The organism is Sulfitobacter sp. PR48, assembly GCF_028807335.1.
Classification (GTDB): domain Bacteria; phylum Pseudomonadota; class Alphaproteobacteria; order Rhodobacterales; family Rhodobacteraceae; genus Sulfitobacter.
On record NZ_JARAMM010000044.1, the window covers coordinates 1 to 7,425 of the forward strand.

A 7,425-nucleotide genomic window follows, 5' to 3' on the forward strand; every position below is an offset into this window, starting at 1 on the left:
CACCGCATCGGGCCAGCTACCCGAGCGCTCCGAGGGGGTTATTTTTGCATGCCGATAGGGGGTCAAGTTTGCGTGCCGATTGACATGCATGTCGGCCTGGTGCGTCCCGAGGACAGGGTCGAAAGCGCGGGCAAGGCCTCGGGTACGTCAAAGGACCACGGCACGGCGGACAGTGATGAGATCACCTATCCCGCCTCGCTCACCGAGGACCTGAAGACCGAGCGGGCGATGGCGCTCGGCGCGGCCATGGCGATGCACCCGGAGGCGACGCTCGATCTCACGCTCTTCAAGCTGGTTACGGATGTGCTGACCAGCGGCATCGGCGTCACCCAGGCGATCAAGGTCGATGCCCGCCAGGAATATCGCGCCCACGCCAAGATGGACGAGATCGACGGCACCTCGCTTGAGCAGGTGGCCGAGGCCCATGACGCACTCGACCTCTCCTGGGCCGATGACGCGAAATCCCCTGCAGACCAGTTCGCGCTCTTCCGGGCGCTCGATGCGGGCGAGAAGGCGAAACTCGTCGCCTATGCCACGGCGGCGACCACGCAATCCTGTTTCGCACGGGACCGGCAGCGCGACAGCCTGATGTTTGACTTCGAGGTGGAGATCATGCCGGACATCCGGGCGCACTGGACGCCGAATGCGGCGCTTTTCAACCGCTTCAAGAAGGCCTGGCTCCTGAAGATTCTGGGTGAGGAGTTGGGGCTCGCGCAGGAGGCGGTGACATTGTCCTCCTCGACCAAGAAGCAAGTCGTCGAATTCTGCGACAAGCTCTTCTCCGAGCCTTTCGCCACGCTGACGGAGGCGCAGCGCGCGGCGGTCGCAGCCTGGTGCCCGCCGATGATGCAGACGGCAGGTGTCGAGCCGGTTGATGCCAGCGAGGCCGAGACACCCGAAGACGAAGCCGACGTCGCAGAAGCGGCCTGACCCTACAGACGACCCGCTCCGACCGGGGCGGGTCACACCCTTCTCTCCATCTTACAGGTAAATCCCATGGCACTTCTCAGCTTCACCGCGGCGAGCGTCGCGGCGCAGATCGCGCATGCGCGCGGCTGCTCCACCTTCCTTCCCAACTGGAACGGGCCGGTCGGCAAACCCGCCCTGATCCTGATCGTCGGCAATGGCGTCCATCTGCGCTCGAACGGCATCGATGGCACGTCGACACGGATCGTCACCACCGAACGCGCCGATCCCTCCTACGCTTTTGCCGAGGGCATCAACCCGTTCCGGGATCCGGACTGGATGGCGGCGCGGCAGGCGGCGTTTCGCGATCTGACCGGCCAGTTCTACACGGACATCCTCGACGACGTGCAGATGCTCATCGACCGCGGCCATGACACCATCCGGCTGGCCACCGATGGTCACACGATCCGCGTCTTCCTGCGCCGCGCCGCTGACTATCTGATCGGCGGCACCTATGATGTCCCCTCCGGTCTCGGGGGGACGTTCCGGGTGATCCTGAAGGACGCCACCGACACCCACGCCCTCGTGCAGAACCACGGCAACTGCGAGGATTTCGACGAGATGCTGCCCTACCGGGTGCCGCTCGACGCTCTCATCGAGATCGATGACCGGAGGGCGGCTTAGCGCCCTTTCTCACAATCGCGTCGCCAATGTCTTGCCGCGCTTCGCGCTCTCGGGACATAGGCGACAAACAATTCTTTCTAAGAGAAAGGATTCTGAAATGGGTTGGCTCTTTTATACAGATCGTCGTGTGAAGACTTACTCGGACGAAAAGGCTGAAATCGCCCGGCTCTGCACCTTCGAGACCGATACTCGCAAGACGGTGCTGCTCAAGGCCTGCAAGGTGGGCTCGACCTGGTATGCAGCGGCAAAAGTCACGAATGTCGATGGTTTGCCGGTCGAGGATGCGATCTATGTGACCGACGACGACGGATCGATCACCTTCGGGGCCGTCTTCCTCACCCGCTACGACGAGGGTTGCTGGGGTTACAAGGACATGGAAGAGAGCGCCGGGCCGGTAGAGTCGCGGGCACCGCTCAGTCTTCTCGCCCTGTTGTCCGAGTTGAAGGATCCCGACAGCTATGCCAATGCCTGGCGTCAGCGCTGCCGCGACTGGGCAGCAATCCCGGACTACGACGAGGGTGACAAGATCAAACTGGCCGCACCGGTAACGCTGACCGATGGCAGCACCTGCCAGATCGTGACCGCCACCCATTACCGGCGCGGAGGGCAAAAGCGTCGCTGCTACCGCATCGAGGAGACAGGCGACCTCGTGCGTCTGTCGAAAGCCTCGCTCGCCGGGTCCGAACTCCTCAGCTCGGCGAAGAGTGCGGCGAGTCCGGTTCTGGCCGAATTTTTCGCCGGGAAGGGGTCCTGACCGCCGGCAGCGACGTCATCTGTCCGGCCTTGAGCCGCCTCCGCGCGTTTGAAAGCGCAGAGGCGGCTTTCTGTCCTGTCGGACCCACAACCTGACTCAAAGGACAGACGATATGGACAACCGAAGCCTGGCACTCGCACGCGATTTCCCATCGAAACCTCACCTTCTGCAGGCCATTCGCCTGATCGGCAGCGAGATTGAGAAGCAACCGCTCAAGAGCTCATCGCTCGCCCGGATCATGCGCGAGACCTTCGGCGGTAGCGATGCCGGCGGCGCGTGGTCCTGGCGCATGGCCTATGACCTGATGCAGGCCGCGACGGTGACGACGATCATGCGAGACAGCGGTTCGGACGTGCTCGCGACGGCCAGATTGCTCGCCACGCGGCTCCTGACGGAGACCCGGCGCTCCGAGCAACAGATTCGCCTGCAGCAGTTCTCGACGCCGCTGCCCTTTGCGGCACTGGCAATACGCGCAGCCGCCATTCGCCCCGGCGAAACCGTCCTCGAACCCTCGGCCGGGACCGGCGCATTGGCCGGTTTTGCAGTTTGCGCAGGCGGCAAACCGATGCTCAACGAGATCGATCCCTTCCGCCGGGCGCTTCTCGAGGCGGTGTTTGGCAGCGAGGTGACCGATTTCGACGCCGAGCATATCGACGATCTGCTGGCGGTGCCCGAGCTTCCCGGCGTCATCGTGATGAATCCGCCCTTCGCCTCTTCGGTCGACCGCTCGCGGGACAGGCATATCGCGGCGAAACATCTAATCTCGGCGGCCAAGCGCCTCGCGCCGGGCGGGCGTCTCGTGGCGATCATGCCGATGGGCTTCACGCCGGAACGGGACGCGGCCCATTGGGCACGGGCCTCGGCCATCGCGAAGCCGCGCCTTGCGCTCACGATCCCCGGCCATGTTTACGCCAAGCTCGGCACCACCGTCGAAACCCAGCTCATGGTCTTCGACAAGGTGCAGGAGGACGTCGAGTTTGTACGCCCCGCTGTCGACGATTTGGATGCGGCGCGGCAAATCGTCGATGACATCGCCGCGGCTCGATCAATCACCCCTCTTGTCCAGACCACTGCGCAGGTGCTGCGTGGGTCGCGCCGGGTCGGTGTCCCGATTGCACGTAAGCGCCCAATCGCCCAGGCGGCGTCTGCCAAACCCAAATCGCATGCCGCCATCCCGCTGGCCTTCACCTGCCTCGACACGCCCCGCGAAAACACGCCCGTTTCCGAGATCTATGCCCGCTACCGTCCGCAGCGGATCGAGATCGCGGGGGCTCAGGAACATCCCACGCCGCTCGTCGAAAGCATTGCCATGGCCTCGGTCGCACCCCCGGTCCCGTCGAATGAGGCCGCCTCGGACCTGCGGCTGCCTGGCCGCCTGATCGAGGAGGGCCATCTCTCCGAGGCGCAGCTCGAGACCATTCTCATGGCGAACGACGCGCACGCGCGGGATTTGCCGGGGCGGTTTACCATTGACGAGGACCAGACCCGGATGACCCGCGCCGACGATGATCCGGAGGCCCGCGCCTATCGCCTCGGCTACTTCCTCGGCGACGGCACCGGCTGCGGCAAGGGGCGGGAATGCGCGGGGCTCATCCTGGTGAACTGGCTCGCGGGCCGTCGCAAGGCGGTCTGGATCTCCAAATCCGCCACGCTCATCGAAGACGCCATCCGCGACTGGACCGACCTCGGCGGCTCGCCCGCCGACATCCAGCCGCTCTCCAAATGGAAGCCTGACCAGCCTATCTCCATGGGCGATGGCATCCTTTTTGTGACCTACGCGACACTCCGGTCCGCAGGCAAATGCGGCACGACCCGGTTGAGCCAGGTTCTGGGCTGGATGGGCGAGGGGTTCGACGGCGTGCTGGCTTTTGATGAGGCCCACGCAATGCAGAACGCCGCGGGGTCCGACGCGGGCAGGGGCGTCAAGCCCTCCCAGCAGGGCATGGCTGGACTGCGCCTGCAGCTGGCCGCGCCACGTGCCCGGGTCTTCTATGTCTCTGCAACCGGCGCCACGAGTGTGGCGAACCTCGCCTATGCCTCCCGCCTCGGGCTCTGGGGCCCGGGCCCGGAATACCCCTTCCCGAGCCGGGAAAGCTTCGTCTCCGCCATGGAGGCCGGCGGAGTTGCGGCGATGGAAGTGGTGGCGCGCGACCTCAAAACGCTCGGCTTCTACACCGCGCGAGCACTCAGCTTCGACGGTGTCGAATATGACGTGCTCGAACACGCGCTCACGCCGGCCCAGATCGAGATTTACGACGCCTATGCCAGCGCCTTCCGGACAATCCATCACAATCTCGAAGCGGCGTTGACCGCGACCGGTGTCAATGACGCCTCAGGTCAGACCAACGCCTCCGCCGCTAAGGCCTCGGCAAAGTCGCGCTTCGAGAGCACCAAGCAGCGGTTCTTCAACCACCTCCTGATGGGCATGAAGGCTCCGACCGTCATTCGCGCCATCGAGAAGGATATGGCGGAGGGATACGCCTGCGTCATCCAGGTGGTCTCGACGGGCGAGAGCCTGTTGAAACGACGCCTTGAGGCGATGGACCCGGAAGACGAGCTCGTGGAAGGTGCGCTCACGCCTCGGGACTATGTTCTCAGTTACCTCGAACAGGCGTTCCCGATCCATGCCCAGAAGCTCGTGGAGATCGACGGGAACATGGTGGTCGAGCCGCTGCGGGATGCGAACGGCGCCTTGGTCGTGTCGCGCGAGGCCGAAGCCTTGCGCGATGCTGCGATGATGGAGCTGATGGCGCTTGCGCCTATTCCCGCCGCGCTCGACCAGATCCTCTGGGCCTTCGGGGACGAGGCGGTGGCCGAAGTAACCGGCCGCTCCATCCGCCCGTTGAAATCCAGCGACGGCGCGCTCTTCATCGAGAAACGGTCCGCCAGCAGTAATTCCTCGGAAACCCGCGCCTTCATGGATGGGGAGAAAGACATCCTGATCTTTTCCGATGCCGGCGGGACAGGCCGCTCTTACCATGCAGCGCAAACGGCGAAGAACCAGAAGCGGCGACGGCACTATCTGCTGGAACCCGGCTGGCGCGCCGATGCCGCGATCCAGGGGCTTGGGCGCACGCATCGCTCGGCCCAGGTGTCAGCGCCCTTCTTCCGGGTCTGCACCTCGGATGTGCATGGCGAGAAGCGCTTCACCTCCACAATCGCCCGGCGGCTCGATCAGCTGGGCGCGCTGACCAAAGGCCAGCGCGAGACTGGCTCGCAAGGCATGTTCCGCGAGGAGGACAATCTCGAGAGCCCGATCGCCAGAGGTGCGCTCCGGGGCTACTACGCCGATCTCGCCGCCGGCCGTGCCGGGGCGATGAGCTACGAGCGCTTCACGGACTGGACCGCCTTGCGGCTCATCGACCAGGACGGCGTGCTCCTCGAAGAGCTTCCGCCAATCCAGCGGTTTCTGAACCGGGTGCTGGCACTGCCGATCCACATGCAGAACGCGCTTTTTGCCGAGTTCATGGCCCGCATCGCAGATCAGACCGAACGCGCTCGTGCCGCCGGCACGCTCGATCTCGGCGTCGAGACGCTGCGTGGCGAAAAGATCGAGCAGGTCTCGGCCGAGGATCTCTGGACCTGTCCGCGCTCCGGAGCGGTGACACGGATCATCGGGCTCGAGGTGACGGACCCGGTGTATGTGCTCTCCGCAGAAGAAGTGTTGGATCGGAATCCGGACAAGACCGCGATGATCAACCGTGCGTCCGGTCGTGCGGCGTTAATCTCAGCCCGTCCGATGCAGATGTACGACGAGGAGATTGTCACGCTCATGCGCAAGGTGACCCGGCCGAGCGGGTCCACCTATGTCGAGGAAGGGAAGTTCCAGGCTTCCGCCTGGGAAGAGATCGAGCAGTCTGAATTCATCCGCCTTTGGGATGAAGAGGCTGATGGCCTGCCGAAGACCACCACGACGAAGCTCTATCTGCTAACCGGGCTGCTGCTGCCGATCTGGAAGGACATCCCCTCAGGCAACGAGCGCATCTACCGGGTCACGCCGGAAGGGCAGGGGAGCATGATCGGCCGCACCGTCAGCGAGGACGGCGCCGCGGCCCTGCGTGCGCGGTTCATGGTCGGCACGCCGAAAACTCCGCAGGAGATGCTGACGGCGGCACTCGGGTCCATCGCACCGGTCGATCTGGGCCGCGGTCTCACGCTCACCCGCCGCCGGGTCGCAGGGGCAGCCCGTCTCGAGATCGACGGGGCCGACCAGGGCACGATCGACGGGCTGAAAGCCATGGGGTGCTTCACGGAGATCATCGCCTTCCAGCTTCGGGTCTTCGTGCCCCACGGGGAGGGCGTCGATACCACCGCGATCTTGTCTCGGATCACCGGAGACCAAGGTGGCACCTCGCAGGAAGCCGCCTGACACGTGTCAGCTCAAACGGATCCAAATCCCAGAAAGTTCATCCCACAGGCCGGATCGATTGATCGGGCCCTTGGGCATTCCCACTCATTTCTTCCGATGGAGACCAACATGAATATCGCAGAGATCAAATCAGCCGTGGATGCTGGGCAATCCGTCCACTGGTCACATGAAGGCTACCGTGTCCACCGGGACGCGCTCGGCCAATACCTGATCACCTATCTGCCAAATGACAATACCATCGGCCTCACGGATCGAAGCGGCACAAAGCTGAATGGCGACGAGGCTTCATTCTTTGTCGCCCGCCCCGATCTCGGCGTTACCGTCCATTGCCGCGCCTGTGGCAGCGAAGATGTCCTGCGGGATTGCTGGGCCGGCTGGAATGCCGAGTTGCAGTTATGGGAAAGTACCGACCTGCAGGACAACGCCTTCTGCCGCGCCTGTGATGGGCAGGCCAGCCTCATAGAGCGTCCCATCCGGGACTATGGCGCAGCGTCAGGGTTCAGCAGTTCCGGATGCGTTCCTGCTCGAACCATTGCCGAAACAGGGCAAGGGACGGGGGCGCGTGGCGAGGTCGCAGGCACCGATCCGAGCGGTGTGCCGGGTTGAACGGAGTGAGAGAAAGGAAAGATGCCGTAATGGGGCTGTCGGCGAATCGGACATGTTTCGCTTGTTTGTCAGCATGATGTGGAGTGCCGTTGCCCTTGATGCGCCT

At 64.1% G+C, this 7,425-nt stretch carries 3 protein-coding genes and 2 pseudogenes; all 5 read left to right on the forward strand.

Features of this window, described 5'->3' with window-relative positions; translation table 11 throughout:
- Window positions 1-78: 78 nt before the first annotated feature.
- Window positions 79-930, forward strand: a pseudogene (locus PVW51_RS23900) (ParB/RepB/Spo0J family partition protein); the annotation flags it as partial.
- Window positions 931-996: 66 nt separating this feature from the next.
- Window positions 997-1,590 carry a regulator gene (locus tag PVW51_RS23905; RefSeq protein WP_274578177.1) on the forward strand — a complete coding sequence of 198 codons (594 nt, stop codon included), beginning with the start codon at window positions 997-999 and terminating at the stop codon, window positions 1,588-1,590.
- Between the two features lie 97 nt (window positions 1,591-1,687).
- A complete protein-coding gene (locus tag PVW51_RS23910) occupies window positions 1,688-2,344 on the forward strand; it encodes a DUF6927 domain-containing protein (RefSeq protein ID WP_274578178.1) in 657 nt (218 codons plus the stop codon).
- A 112-nt stretch (window positions 2,345-2,456) separates the two neighbouring features.
- Complete coding sequence (locus PVW51_RS23915; protein WP_274578179.1) at window positions 2,457-6,713, forward strand: bifunctional class I SAM-dependent methyltransferase/DEAD/DEAH box helicase; 4,257 nt, start codon at window positions 2,457-2,459, stop codon at window positions 6,711-6,713.
- Between the two features lie 108 nt (window positions 6,714-6,821).
- A pseudogene (locus PVW51_RS23920) lies at window positions 6,822-7,016 on the forward strand (hypothetical protein); the annotation flags it as partial.
- Between the last annotated feature and the right edge of the window lie 409 nt (window positions 7,017-7,425).

Excerpts from the sequence above, each read along its gene's own strand:
- PVW51_RS23905 (WP_274578177.1), top strand. The coding sequence starts at position 997 with ATGGCACTTCTCAGCTTCACCGCGGCGAGCGTCGCGGCGCAGATCGCG.
- PVW51_RS23910 (WP_274578178.1), top strand. The coding sequence starts at position 1,688 with ATGGGTTGGCTCTTTTATACAGATCGTCGTGTGAAGACTTACTCGGAC.
- PVW51_RS23915 (WP_274578179.1), top strand. The coding sequence starts at position 2,457 with ATGGACAACCGAAGCCTGGCACTCGCACGCGATTTCCCATCGAAACCT.